Raw genomic sequence first — 16,190 nt, 5'->3', positions numbered from 1 at the left:
AATAGGTTAAGAGCACGCGATTACGGCTCCACACCCCATACCAACGTGCCTTTATCGTGCACGGTGATTTTATCCCAGTTGGTGTAACTCGTGACGTTAGCACCGTATGAATAGTCATTCGTTTCATTCACGTTGCTCCAGTCACCCGCGTGGATACGCACCTGCACTTCACCGGTTTCCGCACCCGGCTGGAGGGAACCGGCTCCGCTGCTGAAGGTCACCAGAACGTAGCGGTTGGCTTTATCGGTGCTGGCGGCTGGCGTCCCTGTGCTGGTCACGATGTTGTGGGGGCCAACGTTCGCCCAGTCAACAAAGAGGTTCGCGCCAGGTTTGCCATCATCGTGGAAGTAGTAACGCACTTGCAGATCGCTCAGTTTGATCGGCGTACTTCCGGTATTTTTGATGTTGACGGCCATACGAATGGCATCATCGGACGGGTTGTTATCCACATTGCGATATTGCAGCACGACGTCACCCGTTGTTCCGTTACCTGGGTTAGTCGGTTCCGTTGGCGGAGTTGGCGTATCGCCATTGCTCAGATCCGCACCCGCGCGAATCTGCTCTCTGACAAATTTACCTGACGTCGACAGGTTCTGCTCTGTCCAACCACCTGATTTGCTCGCTCCCGGTGCCAGCGCGGCGGATGCCTCAGCCTTGTCGGTAAGCGACCAGTTCACCCAGCTTACGCCGCGGTTATTCAGGAAATCGATCCAGGTCTGCGATTCAGGTAGGAACGGTCCGCCGTTGCCGGACGCATCGCTGGTGCCCCACTCGCTGACGAAAATCGCCGCGCCACGGCTTTGTGCATAGTCAATGCGGTCGCGCAGGAACTGCCCGTGCGTGCCGGCATAGAAATGCAGCGCGTACATCGTATTCGGATCGGGCAGCTGATTATCCGCCGCGTCGTGGATATCCTGACTCCAGGTGCCCGTACCGACGATAATCAGATTATCGGGATCTTTGCTACGGATGGTGTCAGTCACTTCCAGCGCATAAGGCCGAATCTGCCCGTTCCATGTCACGCCACCGTTTGGCTCATTGGCGATTTCATAAATCACGTTCGGCGAGCTGCCATACAGCCCAGCCATTTCGGCAAAGAAGGTTTTTGCCTGTGCTTTATAAATATTGGGATCGTTATCCGACAGGATATGCCAGTCGATGATGATGTAAACGCCGAGGCTTTGCGCCGCCGCAACGGCCTCTTTTACCTTATTGGCGAGGGAAGGATTGGTAATATAGCCATCCGCTGCCGTGTACATGGCGACGCGGAATACGTTAATCCCCCAGTCATCACGCAGCCACTTCATCGAATCTTTGTTGACATAATCGCCAAACCACTGCAAACCGTGCGAACTGATCCCTCTCAGCTGTACCCTTTTCCCCTGTTCATCCACCAGTCGTCCGTTTTCGATGGACAGCTGACCATGCGTTTCTACCGGCGTAGCGGATAATGCTGAAAAGCTGAGCGACATCCCCAGCACCGTTGTTACCACCCCTAACGTCAATTTCCTGACGATTTGATTCCTTCTCATCCACATATTCCTTATCTCCATTGTGAACACCCATGATCTTGGGTGTAGGCATGATAAGGGAGATTTTTGTTCCCGCAAACAATTTAGGAAATATCCCAACCATATTGATTTTATTAATTATTTACAGAGAAATAGAAAGCAAGATAAGTATCTGGCGAGGTCATTTTGCAGGCAAAAAAAAAGCCAGCACGTCGGCTGGCTAAAATAATACTGGAAGCAATGTGAGCAATGTCGTGCTCTCCTTCAGTGCCTGCGAGAAGCCACCGTCGAAGTGCGAAAATGATGATAATAGTTATCAGTATCATCTGTAAAGCACTTTGTTGAGAATTTTTCTCATTACCATACTGACTATGGGGTTCCTGCCGATGGCAAACCTAGTGTCCTACCGGATTAAACAGCCTATGACTGTAGAAATCCGGGATCGCCTCAATCAGACGTAGCTGGCTTAACGCGGGATGTAGCGGATTAATCAGCGCATTACGCATGCTGCCAAATGGCTTAACCGCGCTGGTCGGTACCCAAATCACCAGCGATTGCCCTGCGTTCAGGCAGCGCGATCCCAGTGCTTGCACGTCCGGCATAAACGGATAGCGATGCCAGTCTTCAGGCAGCATGTCCAGCGTGATGGATTCTTGCGGGACGTCATCCGGCAGTTCATATACACCCAAACGATAGCTGGCGGGCAGCAACTGCGGCGAAGGAAGATAATTCCCCATTTCCAGCATCGCGACAGCGGGCGTTTCACTGAAATAGAGCACTGGGGTGTTGGGCTGATTGAAACGCGCACCGTGCTGGAAGCTTACGCCCGTTTGTCCTGAAAACGCCTCCAGCCAGACCGCTTTAGTAATGCGGTAAAGCCTCATATAAATTCGCCGTATTCAATACGATTCAGCGCGTTATCAACCAACTGACGCCCTTTGTGCGTATCCAGCATTTCCGCCGGCGTTTTTCCGCCAAAGGCCGGAATGCCGCTCTCCATCCACAGTTGCGCCTTCGCTTCATCTTCAAACGTCGTCATGGCTTTCAGCCACAGGCGGAACGTCTCCAGCGCCGCTTCCCCCTGCTCCAACGTTAAATGCTTACGGCGGAATAAGCGGGAGATATTAGACGGGTCGACAGACAGTGCCGAGCCAATCAGCTTACGGCTTAGCCCGCTGGCATCCGCACCGCGCTTCAGCATCGCGCCGGAGATCCCACCGCGCACGACATTAACGAACATCAACGGGTCATGGAAAACGCCATCAGGCAACTCGGCTTCACGAGCAAAGTTTTCAACTTTAAGACTGATTTCTGCATTCATAGTTATTTCCTCGTCATTGTGACTTAACTATAGCATTCATTATGACGTTTTCAATCATTCGTCTGGTGGCTCAAACGGTTGGAAAGTCGCCAGACGCGCATAACAAGAGTGGGGAGGATGCCAAGAGTGCGATACACTCTGTGTATAACCGTCTTGACTGAAAAATCCCGTATGTTCGGAAAAACCTGTTTCGCACTGGCACTCACCTGGCTGGCGTTGCCTGCACTGGCCGCACCGCCGTCCGTGCTAACGCCGCCTGCTCCGCTGGAAAATATTCGCCAGAGCGGTTTTGTCTATTGCGTCAATGATGTCCTGAACACGTTTAACCCGCAGATGGCGCGCAGCGGTGTCACCATTGATACGCTGGCGGCGCAGCTTTACGATCGCCTGCTGGATGTCGATCCTTATACCTATCGTCTGATGCCAGAACTGGCTCAGCGCTGGGAAGTCTCGGACAACGGTTCGACATACCGTTTCTACCTGCGCCGCGATGTGCCGTTTCAGCACACCGCCTGGTTCAGCCCAACCCGCAATATGAACGCCGATGACGTGATATTCAGCTTCCAGCGCATGCTGGACGAAAAACACCCGTATCATGATGTCAACGGCGGTGAATATCCCTATTTCGACAGCCTGCAATTCGCCGATTCGGTGCAAAGCATCCGCAAGCTGGGCGAGTACAGTATTGAGATCCGGCTCAACAGCCCGGATGCCTCTTTTCTCTGGCATCTGGCCACGCACTACGCGCCGATTCTGTCTGCGGAATACGCGCAGCGTCTGGCGAAAGAGGACAAAAAAGAGCTGCTGGATCGCGAACCGGTCGGCACCGGTCCTTATCTGCTCGATGAATACCGCAACGGGCAATATATTCGCCTGACGCGCAACGGCGACTATTGGCGCGGCCTGCCACGTATGCGGCAGGTGGTTGTCGATCTCGGCTCCGGCGGGACAGGCCGTTTATCCAAACTGCTGACTGGCGAATGTGATGTCCTCGCCTATCCGGCAGCCAGCCAGTTGACGATCCTGCGTAACGACCCCCGTCTGCGTCTCTCGCTGCGTCCCGGCATGAACGTCGCCTATCTGGCCTTCAACGTTCGTAAGCCGCCGCTGGATGACCGCCGCGTGCGGGAAGCCATTGCACTGGCGATCAATAACGACAGGCTAATGCAGTCGATTTATTACGGCACAGCGGAAACAGCGGCATCTATTCTGCCCCGTGCGTCGTGGGCATACGACAATGAATCGCAGATTACGGAATATAACCCGCAAAAAGCGCGACAAATCTTGCAAGAACTGGGGCTGACTAACCTCAACCTGCGCCTGTGGGTGCCCAGCGCTTCACAGTCCTACAACCCTAGCCCGCTGAAAACGGCAGAACTGATACAGGCCGATCTGGCGCAAATTGGCGTCACCGTGACCATCGTTCCGGTGGAAGGCCGTTTTCAGGAAGCGCGTCTGATGGAGCTTAGCCACGATTTAACACTGGCAGGCTGGGCAACGGACAGTAACGACCCAGACAGCTTTTTCCGACCGCTGTTAAGCTGCGCGGCGATTCGCTCCCAGAGCAACTACGCGCACTGGTGCGATCCCACGTTTGATGAAGTGCTGCAAAACGCGCTCTCGTCACAGCAGCTTTCTAAGCGGATTGACTATTATCAGCAGGCACAGCGCATTCTGGCGGAACAGTTACCCGTTCTGCCGCTGGCGTCGTCATTACGACTGCTGGCCTACCGCTATGACATGAAAGGGCTGGTATTGAGTCCCTTCGGCAATGCCTCGTTCGCGGGCGTCTTCCGCGAGGATCAACAGGCGCAGCAGAAGCCTTCTGCACCGGAAACCGTGGAGGAAGCACAGCCGTGATTATCTTTACCTTGCGACGTCTGGTGTTACTGATAGTGACCTTGTCACTGCTGACGCTGGTTGGCTTTAGCCTCAGTTACTACACGCCCAACGCCCCGCTCAACGGCGCAGCGCTGTTTGATGCCTATCACTTTTACCTCACCAGCCTGCTTCAGGGAGATTTCGGTCGCTCCAGTATTAACGGACAGGCTATCAGCGAGCTGCTGAAAGAAGTGTTCCCGGCCACGATCGAGCTTTGTCTTTTGGCATTTGCGCTCTCGCTGTTGGTCGGTATTCCGCTGGGGATTACCGCTGGCGTGATGCAGAACCGCGGCGCGGACATTGTGATCAGCACGCTGGCGCTCATCGGCTTCTCCCTGCCGGTGTTCTGGCTGGCGCTGCTGCTGACGCTCTTCTTCTCGTTGCACCTCGGCTGGCTGCCGGTTTCAGGCCGCTTCGACCTGCTCTATCAGGTGAAGACCGTCACTGGATTTGCACTGATTGACGCCTGGCTGTCAGATTCGCCACATCGCGGTGAAATGATCGTCAGCGCCATTCGCCACCTTATTTTGCCGATTACCGTGCTGGCCGTCGGGCCGACCACCGAAGTGATCCGCCTGATGCGCGTCAGCACAACGGAAATTATCAGCAAAAACTACATTAAAGCGGCGGCGACTCGCGGACTGTCACGCTTTACGATCATCCGTCGTCACCTGATTCACAACGCGCTGCCGCCGATTATTCCCAAACTAGGGTTACAGTTTTCCACCATGTTGACGCTGACGATGATTACCGAAGTGGTCTTTAACTGGCCGGGTATCGGTCGCTGGCTGGTGAACGCCATTCGCCAGCAGGACTTCGCTGCAATTTCTGCGGGCGTGATGGTGGTTGGTGCGATGGTCATCACGGTCAACATCCTGTCCGATATTTGGGGCGCCATGGCAAATCCGTTGAAACATAAGGAATGGTATGCCCTACGATAACGTCTATAGCGAAAAACGGCTGCCTAGCCGACTAGGCGATACCTGGCGGGCATTCCATCAGGACATGCTGGCGATGATTGGGCTATACGGCTTTTTGATCCTGATCGGCCTGTGCCTGTTCGGCAAATTTCTCGCGCCTTATGAAGTTGACCAGCAGTTTTTGGGCTATCAGTTGCTGCCCCCTTCCTGGTCGCATTACGGCGAAGTCTCGTTCTTTCTCGGCACCGATGATTTAGGCCGCGATCAGTTAAGCCGCCTGCTAAGCGGCGCAGCGCCGACCGTCGGCGCATCGCTCATCGTCACCTACGCGGCGGCGCTGTGCGGTATCGTACTGGGCGTTTTTGCAGGCGTCACCCGTGGGCTGCGCTCTGCGATGCTCAATCATATTCTGGATACGCTGCTGTCCATTCCGTCGCTGCTGCTGGCGATTGTGGTGATCGCCTTTATCGGCCCCAAGCTCGAACACGCGATGCTCGCCGTCTGGCTGGCGCTGTTGCCACGTATGGTGCGCACCATCTACAGCGCCGTACACGATGAAATGGATAAAGAGTACGTGATCGCCGCTCGTCTCGACGGCGCGTCCACGTTTTATCTGGTGTGGTACGTCGTGCTGCCCAACATCGCCGCGCTGCTGGTTTCCGAATTTACCCGCGCGCTATCGATTGCCATTCTGGATATCGCCGCGCTGGGCTTTCTCGATTTGGGCGCGCAGTTGCCGACGACCGAATGGGGCGCCCTGCTTGGCAACTCGCTGGAGCTGGTTTATGCCGCCCCCTGGACCGTAATGCTACCCGGTGCCGCTATCGCGCTGAGCGTGTTAATCGTCAACCTGCTGGGCGACGGCATCCGCCGCGCGCTCGTCGCGGAAACGGAATAAGAGGCGACGACTCCCTATGCCATTACTTGATATCCGTAACCTGACGATTGAATTTCTGACCGCCGACGGCCCGGTAAAAGCCGTCGACCGCGTCAGTATGACGCTGAGCGAAGGTGAAATCCGCGGGCTGGTCGGCGAATCCGGCTCCGGTAAAAGCCTGATCGCTAAAGCCATCTGCGGGATCACCAAAGAAAACTGGCGCGTGACCGCCGATCGCTTCCGCTTCGATGATATCGATCTGCTGCAACTGTCGTCGCGCGAACGACGTAAGCTGGTCGGCCATAACGTCTCCATGATTTTTCAGGAGCCGCAATCCTGTCTCGATCCGTCCGAAAGCGTCGGTAAGCAACTGGTACAGGCGATTCCGGGCTGGACGTACAAAGGCCGCTGGTGGCAGCGGTTTAACTGGCGTAAGCGCCGTGCAATCGAACTGCTGCACCGCGTCGGGATTAAAGATCACAAAGATATTATGGGCAGCTATCCCTATGAACTGAGTGACGGCGAGTGTCAGAAAGTGATGATTGCCATCGCGCTGGCGAACCAGCCGCGTCTGTTGATTGCCGATGAACCGACCAACGCGATGGAATCCACCACGCAGGCGCAGATTTTCCGCCTGCTGTCGCGCCTGAACCAGAACAATAACACGACGATTCTGCTCATCAGCCATGACCTGCAAACCATGAGCAAATGGGCTGACCGGATAAATGTGCTCTATTGCGGGCAAACGGTGGAGAGCGCCACCTGTGAAGACTTGATCACCGCGCCGCATCATCCTTATACGCAGGCGCTGATTCGCGCAATGCCCGATTTCGGTCGTTCTCTGCCGCACAAAAGCCGACTGAATACCCTGAATGGGGCGATTCCGTCGTTAGAGCACCTGCCGATTGGCTGCCGGCTTGGTCCGCGCTGCCCGTATTCACAAAAACAGTGTATGCAAACGCCGCCGCTGCTTTCCGTTAAGAACCACTTATATGCTTGCCACTTTCCGCTCAACATGGAGGAACCGTGATGGTTGAGATGCTGCTTGAAGCCCGCAACCTGACCAAGACGTTCCGCTATCGGACCGGGCTGTTCCGCCGTCAGCATGTTGAGGCGGTGAAATCCGTCAGCTTTACGCTGCGTGAACGGCAAACGCTCGCCATCATCGGCGAGAACGGATCGGGGAAATCAACGCTGGCTAAAATGCTGTCGGGCATGATCGCGCCGACGTCCGGCGAGCTGGTTATCGACGATCATCCGCTGCACTATGGCGATTACCGCTACCGCAGCCAACGCATCCGCATGATCTTTCAGGATGCGAGCAATGCCCTCAATCCGCGCCAGCGCATCGGTCAACTGCTGGATGTCCCGCTGCGGCTGAATACCGATCTCAGCGCCGAAGCGCGTGAAAGAGCGATTAATCAGGCGCTGCATCAGGTCGGGCTACGTCCCGATCACGCCTATTACTATCCACATGCGCTCGCGCCGGGGCAAAAACAGCGCGTCGGTCTGGCGCGGGCGCTGATCCTGCAACCAAAAGTGATTGTCGCCGATGAAGCACTGGCATCACTGGATATGTCTATGCGGTCACAGATTATCAATCTGATGCTGGAGTTACAGGAAAAGCACGGTATCTCTTATATTTACGTGACGCAGCATCTGGGCATGATGAAACACATCAGCGACCAGATTCTGGTGATGCAGGCTGGCGAAGTGGTCGAACGCGGCAGTACCGCCGATGTGTTGTCCGCCCCGCTCCATGACCTGACGAAACGTTTGATTGCCAGCCACTTCGGCGAAGCGCTCAGCGCCGACGCCTGGCGACGCGACGGCGCACAACGTTAATCTCCGCGCACCACGGCAGCATCCCCGAGACAGCCACAGGGCTGTGGAAAAAGGCGGATACTGCTCGGAGTACCCCTACCGTCCCCAACATGGTAGAATTGCGCGGTTTATTCATCTCGGTCGTCACTTGCCACGTAGGTTTACGGGTACAAAGGTGGCGATCGCAGCAACAATGATCACAAGGATTACTGCTATGGGTTTTCTTACCGGTAAGCGCATTCTGGTAACAGGTGTTGCCAGCAACCGTTCTATTGCCTACGGTATTGCACAAGCAATGCAGCGCGAAGGTGCCGAACTGGCCTTCACGTATCAGAACGACAAATTGAAAGCACGCGTTGAAGGCTTTGCCAGCGAACTGGGTTCCAGCATCGTTCTGCCGTGTGATGTCGCTGAAGATGCCAGCATCGAAGCACTGTTTACCGAACTGGCTAACGTATGGCCGAACTTTGATGGCTTCGTACACTCCATTGCTTACGCACCGGGCGACCAACTGGACGGTGACTACGTGGATGCCGTTACCCGTGAAGGTTTCAGCATTTCTCACGATATCAGCTCTTACAGCTTCGTCGCGATGGCGAAAGCCTGTCGTAAGATGCTGAACCCGAACTCTGCGCTGGTTACCCTGTCCTACCTGGGTGCTGAGCGTGCCATCCCTAACTACAACGTAATGGGTCTGGCAAAAGCGTCTCTGGAAGCGAACGTTCGTTACATGGCGAATGCGATGGGTGCTCAGGGCGTGCGCGTTAACGCCATCTCTGCGGGCCCGATTCGTACACTGGCTGCATCCGGCATCAAAGACTTCAAGAAAATGCTGTCGCATTGCGAAGCCGTTACGCCAATCCGCCGTGTCGTTACCATTGAAGACGTGGGCAACTCTGCTGCGTTTCTGTGTTCCGATCTGGCTGCCGGTATCTCCGGTGAAGTTCTGCACGTTGACGGCGGTTTCAGCATCGCTGCAATGAACGAGCTGGAACTGAAGTAAGTCATCAAAAGTAGCCTATCCCTGATAGGCTACTTTCCTCCTTCAGCTATAAAACCTAAATGGTGCAACTCGGTTAAACCGGGTAAAACAATACGCCTGTTACGCCTCTCTGAATTAAATACCCTTTAATAAACAGACTGTTACTCTTGCTTTTCAATTCCAACCTTTACCGAATAATCCTTATCCAGCAATTCAAACGAATGACATCGCTGCGAAGAGAAAATAATCTCTCGTGCTTTTGTCACAAATATCGCTTCGATATCCGGCTGGTTTTGTAGAAAGGTGATGCCTGCGCTGACGCCCATGCCATAAAGCAGCGTGGTGTAGATATCGCCGTCGAGAGAGTCGTTCGAGATAACCGTGACGCTGTGCAGTTCATTATCCAGCGGATAACCCGTCCGGGGATCGAGAATATGATGATAGATACGATCGTCCACGGTGAAAAAGCGTTCATAGACGCCGGATGTCACCACGGATTTATTCTTCACCTTAATGATGCCAAGCAGGCTATCGCGATCCGCGAAAGGCTTCTGCAACCCGACGCTCCATAGCCCTTGTTCATCCGTCAGTGCGCTGCCGATAGCCAGCACGTTCCCCCCCAGATTGATCAGCGCATCCTGAATCGCATGTTGATGCAGAACGTCCCGGACGATATCAGCAATATAACCTTTCGCAATCGCCCCCAGGTCAATCTCCATTCCGGCGCTTTCCAGCAACACGGCGCAGTCCTGCTCTCTGAGAACAATGCGTTCGGGATGTGTTAATGCCAGCGCCCGCTGTATTGACTCGTGATCAGGCACCGTGCTGCCGCTAAAACCGATTTTCCATAGTTTCACGACGGGGCCAATCGCAACATTAAAGCCGCTGTTTTCAATCAGACTGACCGCTTTAGCCCGTTTAATCAGCTCAAAGACCACCGGGCTGACCGAAACGTACGCTTTCCCCGCCGCATGGTTGATGCTCATCACTTCCGACTGCGCTCGATTAACGGTTAGCCGATCTTCGAGCTGTTTGATGCGTTGGAAAACCTGCCTGACGGCGGTTTCATCATGGACAAACAGTTTGAGCAGAATGGGGCTGCCCATCAGGTGAACGGAATAGACGTAAGCATTATCGACAGAAGGCATGCGGTGACTCCCATGATCGAATGGCGGTACAGAGAGGAAACGGTGGGAAAATCGCGAGCGCCCTTTGAGGCGCCCGCCATCAGCCTTACCCTTTTATCACGTTCTTTTCTATCACTTACTCTGCGACCAATATCGGCTGCTTTTCGGCCGTTTTCGCCGCCGCTTTCGTAAACCTTGCTTTACGTGCCTTCGTTGGAAAAACGTCCGAACGACGCGGTGCCCGCGTATAGGCCGCTGCCTGCATCCCCGCCTGAATGCCGAAGATAATGATATCCGCCACGGCGTTGCCGCCAATGCGGTTCGCCCCGTGAATACCGCCAACCACTTCCCCGGCAGCATAAGCCCCGGAGATCGTCTCTTTATAGCGGTTCAGCACTTCCGCTTTCTCGTTAATGGTGACGCCGCCCATCGTGTGGTGTACGCCCGGCGCCACCTTAATCGCGTAGTACGGCGCTTGATTCAACGGATCGCGCATCCCCGTGGTACGGCCAAAGTCTTCATCGTGTTTGTCGGCGATAAAGGCATTGTAACGTTCGAGCGAGGCGTGCAGCGCAGCTGGCGGCATATCGAGCTTGTCGGCCAGTTCAGCGATGCTGTCCGCGCTGACGGTCAGCCCTTGTGCAACATATTCTTCGACTGCCCGATTGCGGTTTCTGACCTGCTCGTCGAACAGGATGTACGCGTACTCTTCCGGCAAGTTGACGATGGCGGACGAGACGTTATCCCGCGTCTCCATTTCGTTAAAGAAACGTTCTCCACGCTGCGACACCAGAATAGCTCCGCCGCCGCGAATGGATTCGGAGATCAGATAAGAGGTTGTCTGCTCAACCGTCGGATGGGTTTGAATTTCCCCCATATCCACCGTATCTGCGCCGATCTGTTCCAGCAGACGAATGCCGCCGCCCGTTGCGCCTTTATGGTTGGTGGTGACGAAGCCTTTCAGGTCTGGGCGGTATGACTCCACCATCGCCTGATTAGCACTAAAACCGCCTGTCGCGACAATCACCGCTTTTGTCGCAATCAGGCTCACTTCCTGCTCATCATTGACGACTCTGACGGCACTAACCTTGCCCTTCTCCTGCACAATTTCGGTTACCGACGTTTCCAGCAGCACCTCAATATTGTATTTATTGAGGTTCTTAATCAGCCCGCTGACCAGATAGCCGCCCACCGCGGCGCCGTTGGCAGGCCGATGCGTTCTGTCAACGCTCATACCGCCCGTCGTGGTGATGTCGCTCAGCTCAATATCGTGCTGCGCCAGCCAGTTAATCGCGTCAGACGCATGATCGACAAAGTATTTCACCAGCGCAGGATTGTTCTTCTGTTTGCCACTTTTCAGCGTTTCGTCATAGAACAGCGCCTGGCTATCTTCGATACCTTTATTTTGCTGGAAGACGGTTCCCGCCGCGTTCATACCGGCAGAGGCCTTGATGGTATTGCCGCCGATGACGGGCATCTTTTCAATGACGATAACGCGCGCGCCCTCTTCGCTGGCCTGAATCGCCGCCGCCAGTCCCGCACCACCGCTGCCAATCACCACCACATCCGCTTCGCGGCGCGCGTCTGGGTTACCACCGTCGGCAATAATGGCGTCTTTGCTCGATTTCACCATCGCTTTGGTAACGGCTTTTTTAATCGCTTCACTCTGCGCCGTTGCACCCGTTACGGCATCAACGTGGGGACTATTGGTATCCAGAATGCGTTCACGGATAATTTCAAAACTGATTTTTAGCGATTCATCAATTTCGCTATTCTCCAGCGCAATATCGGCGACCCGATTCTGCTCAAAATGAACATGAATTCTCAGCTCGCCACATTCATCCTGAACGTTTTCCTGATAAACCCCGGATTTAAATTTTTTGCCGGTTAAATTCACGTCCCGAATCATGGCTTCAACTAATGAAAAACGCCACAGCGGTTCAGGAATCGTTAATGCTTCACGTTTATCGCTGGCAATATAAAGTTCAAGTTTTTCCTGTTCGGCAATACGATCTGCCCAGTCTGGATAAGCAATACAAGCTCTGCCGACGGCAATCAGGTCATAACCATTTTCCAGCGCCGCATCGGCGTCTGCCTGATTGACAATATCCCCTACGCCAATAACCGGAATCGCTGCTAATGTCGCGGAACGGCGGGCAACATATTTTTTAATCAGCGGCGTCGGGTCATCTGTTTCGACAATGGACGAGCGCAGAATATTTCCCATAGAGAAATGAACGTAATCCAGCCCGCGTGCCGCTAATTTTTCCAGCAAATAGAGTGAATCATCAAAATGAATGCCGGGTTCTTCGATCTCTTCCGGCGAGAAACGATAGCCGATAATAAATGCAGGATCGGCGTATTTATCCGCGACCTCATGAACGATATCCAACACCGCCAGCGGGAAAGCCGCACGGTTGTCACGGCTGCCGCCCCATTTATCTGAGCGTTGATTAGAGTGTGGAGAATAGAACTGTTGGATCAGGTAGGTATTCGCGCCGTGAATTTCCACACCATCGAAACCCGCCTGAATGGCACGATGAACGGCATCGCCAAACTTGCCGATCATCGCGTCAACCTCGTCGCCCGACAGCGCCATCGGAACGATGGCACCCGCGCGCGGCGCAGCAATGGCGCTCGGGGCTACGGGCGTCGCGCCACCGATAAAACGCGGCTCGACCATCCGGCCACCGTGATAAATTTGCAGGATCGCCGTCGAGCCTTTTTCTTTAATCGCCGTCGCAATTTTGGCCAGCCCGGCAATTTTGTCGTCGTTGTCGATTCCTATCGCACCGGGAAACGCCAACCCTTTGTCATCAATAAAACAGCACTCCACAATCACGGTGCCGATGCTGCCTGCCCTGGCCTGATAATATTCCACCAGCTCTTTGGTCACGCTCCCATCGTAAAATCCACTGCAGGTAGTCATGGGTGCCATCAGTACCCGGTTTTTCAGCGTCGCGCCGTTGGGGAATGTAAAAGCGGCAAATAGATCATGGTGATTATTCTTCATAGCGAATACTCCACTTAAAATAAAAACTCTGTTCGCGAATGAATCAGAAGCCGCCATGTTTGTTTTTATTAATTTTTCTGGCTGATAATTTGCGAACTTATTACTTACCAAGTATCTATTTTTTTTGATGTTATAAAATGTTTTCTTACTATTTAAACTATTTTGTAGATCCGCTTTTATTAGGGGTATACGCACAACTCTTTTTTATATTTAATATTCCATTCACTTCATTAACATCTCTTTATCCTAAAGATAACCAATCGGATATTATTGATATTCTACATAACAAAAAAAACGCCCCAGTAAACAATAAGACCGGGGCGCAACAGGAAGAAATAAAATGATTATTGGTGTTGATAGGTCGCCGTGTGGACGCCGTTAATGTACAGCTGACGCTGCTCGCCCGCCGGCAGACGTAGCGTCGCGTGTCGCCAGGCGGGCTGATATCGCCCTTCCGATGTAAACGTCACGTCAATCCGTTGGCTATCCGTGCGGATTTCCCAGCGCAGCCACAGCGCGTTGCCTTCACGCCATTGCCACGTCTCACCATCATCTTCAAACAGTAGCCCGCTGTCCGTGCCGCCAGCGACAGGCGGGAAGAGCAGGAACTCACGCTGATCATCTTCATGCGGGCTGACGTGGGCCGTTCGCCCCGACAGCGGGATCATCGCGCCCGCCCGGACCAAAAGCGGCAGACGTTCCAGCGGCGCATCCAGCACGATCGTCTGTCCGCCGCTGAACCACTGGCCGGAATGAAAATCGTACCAGCCTGACGTATTCGCCGGCAGATACACCGTGCGCTGGCGCTGCCCCGCTTCAACCACGCTGGCAACCAGAATGTCTCGTCCCAGCATGAAATCGTCGGTTTCTGCCAGCGTCGCGCTGTCCTGCTCGTGGTCGAGGAACGTCGGGCGCAGCATCGGCTCATCGTCCGCACTGGCCTGCCACAGCAAGGTGTAAAAATACGGCAGCAGACGGTAACGAAGCTCAATGGCGCTACGTATCGCGGGCGTTACTGCAGGATACATCCACGGTTCGTTCACCGTATGGTCGTCATTCCAGGAATGAATGGTGAAACGCGGGTGCATCACGCCGTTTTGAACCCAGCGCACAAAAAGCTCGGCGTCCGGCTTATCGCCCGAAAACCCGCCGACGTCGTGCCCGACATTAAACAGGCCGGACAGGCTCATCCCGATTCCCATCCGCGTGTTGTAACGCAGCGTCTGCCAGTTGGTGCGGTTATCGCCGCTCCAGGTCTGCACATAGCGCTGCATTCCCGCACAGCCGGAACGCGAGATCAGATAAGGACGCAGCGTCGGCGCAAAGCGCTGCTGCGCCTCCAGCGAGGCGCGCATCATCAACAGCGGCATCAGCGGGCGAATATGCTTGATCGCCATCGTTTCGCCGAATCCGTGGCAACGAGCTTCGCCATCCCAGACTTCATATTCGTTATTGTCATTCCACGTTGAATCAATCCCTTTCTCCAACAACTGCCGGGTGACGTTCTCCTGCCACCACGCCACCGTTGCCGGGTTGGTGAAATCAAGGTGCGAACCTTCATCGTCCCAAAAGCTGGAACGCTCTGGTGCATCGGATTCGGAATCACGGATAAACAGACCCTGCGCCGACACTTCTTCATATTTCGGGTGATCTTGCAGTAAACAGGGTTTGATATTGGCAGCCAGCTTGAGGCCCCCATCATGGAAGGCCTGCGACATCACCTCCGGCTGAGGGACTTTGTCGTAGTTCCAGTTAAACACATAGCGCTTATTGTTAATCGACGTGTAGCCGGACGAAAGTTGGAACGAATCACACGGAATGTTGTGCTCACGGCACAGCGCGATAAATTTCATCAGTTGCTGCTGCGCGTCCGGTGCGTCGGTGTAATGCATGGTGGAACCGCTGTAGCCGAGGCTCCATTTTGGCCCAAAGAGTGTTTTCCCCGTCAACCGCACGAACGCTTTCGTTACATCTAATACGCGCGGCCCGATAAACAGGTAATAGTCGAGATCGCCCGCCTCCGCCTGATAGCGCCGATAAGCCAGATGATAGTTATCGATTTCATTGCCGAGATCGAGCCAGGTCGTGCTCAGATTATCGTAAAACAGGCCGAAGCTGACATCGGCACGTCGGGTAATGGTAAACGGAACATGCTTATACAGCGGATCGGTGCTCGCCGCGTTGTAGCCCATCGCATCCAGATTGCGGAACTCAAACCGGCGTCCGGTGCGTTCAAGATCGCCCGCTTTTTCACCCAAGCCGTAATAGCGCTCCGTCGGGAAACGGCGCTGATAGTGCGCCACACCGTCACCGTGTGAGTTAAGCAAATAGGCGCTGGTCGGCCTATCGGCGGCAAACGGCTGCCACTCACCCTGTTCATCGCGGTATTCCCACGCCAGCCACAGCGGCTGATGAATCGTAATGCGCATCCGCGCGGTGCTGATACGCAGCGCATCGTCCAACTGTTCCAGCGAGAATCCCGGCAGGCTGAAACCATCGCTGCTTTCGCGGCTGCGCCCTTGCCAGGGGACATCTTGCTGCGGCGCAATGCTCCAGGTGCGGTTCAGCTTCAGCTCGCCATGCTGTTTAACCAGCACGCGGGCCAGCATCGGTTCCAGCACGTACAGGCGAAACACATGCTTGTCGTCCACCAGCAGTTCAACATGGTCGGCGCTCTGATGGCGGAACACCCAATTTTTCAACGTTTTCATACAGCATCCTTTTCAGGAAAAAT

The 16,190-nt window shown here is 54.4% G+C and carries 12 protein-coding genes; 6 read left to right on the top strand and 6 right to left on the bottom strand.

Going from position 1 to position 16,190, the window contains the following annotated elements:
- Nucleotides 1–20: 20 nt before the first annotated feature.
- The 3 genes from MYB54_RS09730 to MYB54_RS09720 all read right to left on the bottom strand — a co-directional run bounded on the left by MYB54_RS09730 (nucleotide 21) and on the right by MYB54_RS09720 (nucleotide 2,832).
- Nucleotides 21–1,538 carry a cellulase family glycosylhydrolase gene (locus MYB54_RS09730; protein ID WP_094370993.1) on the bottom strand — a complete coding sequence of 506 codons (1,518 nt, stop codon included), beginning with the start codon at nucleotides 1,536–1,538 and terminating at the stop codon, nucleotides 21–23.
- Nucleotides 1,539–1,906: 368 nt separating this feature from the next.
- Entirely contained in the window at nucleotides 1,907–2,395 is a 489-nt protein-coding gene (locus MYB54_RS09725) for an RES family NAD+ phosphorylase (protein ID WP_014915697.1), read from the bottom strand.
- Nucleotides 2,392–2,832 (bottom strand): Xre family toxin-antitoxin system antitoxin, encoded by a 441-nt coding sequence (locus tag MYB54_RS09720; RefSeq protein WP_010276743.1) that lies wholly within the window; start codon nucleotides 2,830–2,832, stop codon nucleotides 2,392–2,394. Before MYB54_RS09720 ends, MYB54_RS09725 begins: the two co-directional genes overlap by 4 nt.
- A gap of 171 nt (nucleotides 2,833–3,003) precedes the next feature.
- Here MYB54_RS09720 and sapA point away from each other — a divergent pair, with 171 nt between their 5' ends.
- The 6 genes from sapA to fabI all read left to right on the top strand — a co-directional run bounded on the left by sapA (nucleotide 3,004) and on the right by fabI (nucleotide 9,337).
- Entirely contained in the window at nucleotides 3,004–4,692 is a 1,689-nt protein-coding gene (gene sapA, locus MYB54_RS09715; protein WP_039467716.1) for an ABC transporter substrate-binding protein SapA, read from the top strand.
- On the top strand, nucleotides 4,689–5,654 hold the full coding sequence (gene sapB / locus MYB54_RS09710; protein WP_014915699.1) for a putrescine export ABC transporter permease SapB: 966 nt from the start codon (nucleotides 4,689–4,691) through the stop codon (nucleotides 5,652–5,654). Before sapA ends, sapB begins: the two co-directional genes overlap by 4 nt.
- Complete coding sequence (gene sapC, locus MYB54_RS09705; protein ID WP_014915700.1) at nucleotides 5,641–6,531, top strand: putrescine export ABC transporter permease SapC; 891 nt, start codon at nucleotides 5,641–5,643, stop codon at nucleotides 6,529–6,531. The genes sapB and sapC overlap by 14 nt, the downstream gene beginning before the upstream one ends.
- 16 nt (nucleotides 6,532–6,547) lie before the next feature.
- Nucleotides 6,548–7,540 carry a putrescine export ABC transporter ATP-binding protein SapD gene (gene sapD, locus MYB54_RS09700; protein WP_094370991.1) on the top strand — a complete coding sequence of 331 codons (993 nt, stop codon included), beginning with the start codon at nucleotides 6,548–6,550 and terminating at the stop codon, nucleotides 7,538–7,540.
- Entirely contained in the window at nucleotides 7,540–8,355 is an 816-nt protein-coding gene (sapF, locus tag MYB54_RS09695) for a putrescine export ABC transporter ATP-binding protein SapF (RefSeq protein WP_010276730.1), read from the top strand. The genes sapD and sapF overlap by 1 nt, the downstream gene beginning before the upstream one ends.
- Nucleotides 8,356–8,548: 193 nt before the next feature.
- Nucleotides 8,549–9,337: an enoyl-ACP reductase FabI gene (gene fabI, locus MYB54_RS09690; protein WP_010276729.1), complete on the top strand. Its 789-nt coding sequence runs from the start codon at nucleotides 8,549–8,551 to the stop codon at nucleotides 9,335–9,337.
- 140 nt (nucleotides 9,338–9,477) lie between these two features.
- Here the strand turns inward: fabI and MYB54_RS09685 are convergent, their stop codons facing one another.
- From MYB54_RS09685 to MYB54_RS09675, 3 genes are all read right to left on the bottom strand, one after another.
- Nucleotides 9,478–10,464, bottom strand: coding sequence for an FAD:protein FMN transferase (locus MYB54_RS09685; RefSeq protein ID WP_206555996.1), 987 nt, complete (start codon nucleotides 10,462–10,464; stop codon nucleotides 9,478–9,480).
- 115 nt (nucleotides 10,465–10,579) lie between these two features.
- Complete coding sequence (locus MYB54_RS09680; protein WP_206555997.1) at nucleotides 10,580–13,456, bottom strand: NADH-dependent fumarate reductase; 2,877 nt, start codon at nucleotides 13,454–13,456, stop codon at nucleotides 10,580–10,582.
- A 344-nt stretch (nucleotides 13,457–13,800) separates the two neighbouring features.
- Complete coding sequence (locus MYB54_RS09675) at nucleotides 13,801–16,167, bottom strand: glycoside hydrolase family 31 protein (protein ID WP_206555998.1); 2,367 nt, start codon at nucleotides 16,165–16,167, stop codon at nucleotides 13,801–13,803.
- Nucleotides 16,168–16,190: the final 23 nt, after the last annotated feature.

Source organism: Pectobacterium nicotianae, from assembly GCF_023272715.1.
GTDB classification, from domain to species: Bacteria; Pseudomonadota; Gammaproteobacteria; order Enterobacterales; family Enterobacteriaceae; genus Pectobacterium; species Pectobacterium brasiliense.
Note: the sequence above shows the minus strand (reverse complement) of the source record. Positions and strands in the feature narration are given on the sequence as shown.

Coding starts and splice junctions, on each gene's coding strand:
- MYB54_RS09730 (WP_094370993.1), bottom strand. CDS start 1,538: ATGTGGATGAGAAGGAATCAAATCGTCAGGAAATTGACGTTAGGGGTG.
- MYB54_RS09725 (WP_014915697.1), bottom strand. CDS start 2,395: ATGAGGCTTTACCGCATTACTAAAGCGGTCTGGCTGGAGGCGTTTTCA.
- MYB54_RS09720 (WP_010276743.1), bottom strand. CDS start 2,832: ATGAATGCAGAAATCAGTCTTAAAGTTGAAAACTTTGCTCGTGAAGCC.
- sapA (WP_039467716.1), top strand. CDS start 3,004: ATGTTCGGAAAAACCTGTTTCGCACTGGCACTCACCTGGCTGGCGTTG.
- sapC (WP_014915700.1), top strand. CDS start 5,641: ATGCCCTACGATAACGTCTATAGCGAAAAACGGCTGCCTAGCCGACTA.
- sapD (WP_094370991.1), top strand. CDS start 6,548: ATGCCATTACTTGATATCCGTAACCTGACGATTGAATTTCTGACCGCC.
- sapF (WP_010276730.1), top strand. CDS start 7,540: ATGGTTGAGATGCTGCTTGAAGCCCGCAACCTGACCAAGACGTTCCGC.
- fabI (WP_010276729.1), top strand. CDS start 8,549: ATGGGTTTTCTTACCGGTAAGCGCATTCTGGTAACAGGTGTTGCCAGC.
- MYB54_RS09685 (WP_206555996.1), bottom strand. CDS start 10,464: ATGCCTTCTGTCGATAATGCTTACGTCTATTCCGTTCACCTGATGGGC.
- MYB54_RS09680 (WP_206555997.1), bottom strand. CDS start 13,456: ATGAAGAATAATCACCATGATCTATTTGCCGCTTTTACATTCCCCAAC.
- MYB54_RS09675 (WP_206555998.1), bottom strand. CDS start 16,167: ATGAAAACGTTGAAAAATTGGGTGTTCCGCCATCAGAGCGCCGACCAT.